Genomic DNA, 1,868 nt, shown 5'->3' with positions numbered 1-1,868 from the left:
GCCGCGGCGGGCCGCGGGGCAGCCACCCGGGTGAAGAGCGCCGTCTCGACCGTCAGGCCCGGGCCGAAGGCCATGGAGCAGATCCGTTCCGCGCCCTGGCCGGCCCAGCCGTCGTCCGCGGCGTCGTCTGCTGCCGGCAGTTCGAGGATGTGCTTGAGGACGAACAGGACGGTGGCGCTGCTCATGTTGCCGAAGTTCCGGAGAGTTTCGCGGGCCGGGACCAGCTGCTCGTCGCTGAGCTCCAGCCGGGACTGGACCTTGTCCAGAATGCTCCGGCCGCCCGGGTGGATGCCCCAGTGCTCGATCTCCCGGTAGGGGAGCCCCTGCAGCGAGCCGTCGCGGGACAGCAGCGGTTCCAGCGCGCCAATGATGTGGTCGTCGATGATGTGCGGGACATAGTTGCCCAGCACCATCTCGAAGCCCTCGTCGCCGATGTTCCAGGCCATCGAGTCCTCCCCGACGGGCGTCAGGACGGTTTCGAAGTGGTCCAGCCGCAGAAGGGGCGCTTCCCCGGGGATGTCCCGCGCTGTGATGATGGCCGCGGCAGCGCCGTCGGCGAACAAGGCCGACCCCATGATGGTGTCCGGATCATTGGAGGTCCGGACGTGAAGGGAACAGAGTTCGGCGCAGACCACCAGCACCGTTGCCTCCGGATCCGCCTCGCAAAAGGACTTCGCCGCCCGCAGCGCCGGGAAGGCTGCATAGCAGCCCATAAAGCCGAGGTGGTACCGCTGGACAGCCGGATTCAGGCCGAGGGCCCGGACAATCTTGTAGTCCGGGCCGGGATTGAAGAATCCGGTGCAGGAAACCGTGATCAGGTGGGTGATGTCCCGCGCCTCGACGCCCGGGCAGGCATCGAGGGCTTTTTGGGCTGCTTCAATGAAAAGCTTGGTCGCTTCCGTGGCGAAGATGCCGTTCCGGGTTTTGGTGCTGGGGCTGAGCACCAAGCCGGTGGCGGGGTCGAAGAACTGGGGGTTTTCCGCCTGGCTGTCCGCGGTGAGTTCCTCCACCGCCGTGTGCCGGGTGTCGATGGCTGCGGAGTCAAAGCACGTGTTGACGAGCCGGGATCCGAGCCGGGTGAGGCCCGGCTGGGCGGCGAACACGGCCCTGGCCTCGGGCTGGACCAGGATGGTTGGCGGGACTGCAGTTTCCAGAGACCTCAAGTAGACCGTCATGGTTCATTCTCAGCGAGCCTGCCGCCAAAGACAATGGAACGGCCGGAGATTCAGGAACACCTCCAGGCTGGACAACTCCGGCACGACGTAGCACGATCGCACTTGTGACCAGCAAACCCGACCGGGCGCAGCGCTTGCGCGACCTCGCGCTGTTACGCCGCGTCCGCGACCGAATGGACCGGGAATACGCACAGCCGCTGGATGTCGAGGCCCTCGCCCGCGGCGCCCACATGTCCGCCGGGCACCTCAGCCGCGAGTTCCGCCTGGCGTACGGCGAGTCGCCGTACAGCTATCTCATGACACGGCGCATAGAACGCGCGATGGCCCTGCTGCGCCGCGGCGACCTGAGCGTCACCGAGGTCTGCTTTACGGTCGGCTGCTCGTCGCTGGGCACCTTCAGCACCCGCTTCAACGAACTGGTTGGCGTGCCGCCCAGCGTCTATCGGCGCGAGGCTGCGAGGGCGACCGCGGGGATGCCCTCGTGCGTCGCGAAACAGGTCACCAGACCGGTCAGGAATCGAGAAGTCCCGGCCCCCGAACCGCAACTAGCATGAAGTCCATGGACATCAACATTCACGCGAGTTTCCTCCCACACAACGATCCCGACGCCGCTTTGGCCTTCTACCGGGACACCCTCGGCTTCGAGGTCCGCAACGACGTCGGCTACGGCGGGATGCGCTGGATCACGGTCGG

The 1,868-nt window shown here is 66.6% G+C and carries 3 protein-coding genes; 2 read left to right on the top strand and 1 reads right to left on the bottom strand.

Going from position 1 to position 1,868, the window contains the following annotated elements; translation table 11 throughout:
- Nucleotides 1–1,175 (bottom strand): type III polyketide synthase (locus tag Y706_RS0108925; protein ID WP_028276332.1); only part of this gene is annotated, 1,175 nt, incomplete at its 3' end.
- Between the two features lie 104 nt (nucleotides 1,176–1,279).
- On the opposite strand from Y706_RS0108925, the gene Y706_RS0108920 reads away from it, so the two are divergent.
- A complete protein-coding gene (locus Y706_RS0108920; RefSeq protein ID WP_028276331.1) occupies nucleotides 1,280–1,729 on the top strand; it encodes a helix-turn-helix transcriptional regulator in 450 nt (149 codons plus the stop codon).
- On the top strand, nucleotides 1,726–1,868 hold a 143-nt coding region (locus tag Y706_RS30105), incomplete at its 3' end, for a VOC family protein (RefSeq protein WP_043435557.1). The genes Y706_RS0108920 and Y706_RS30105, both read left to right, overlap by 4 nt.

The sequence above is a fragment of the Arthrobacter sp. I3 genome (assembly GCF_000520575.1).
Taxonomy (GTDB): domain Bacteria; phylum Actinomycetota; class Actinomycetes; order Actinomycetales; family Micrococcaceae; genus Arthrobacter; species Arthrobacter humicola_A.
The sequence above is the reverse complement of the archived record's forward strand: the minus strand, read 5'-3'. Positions and strand labels throughout refer to the sequence as shown.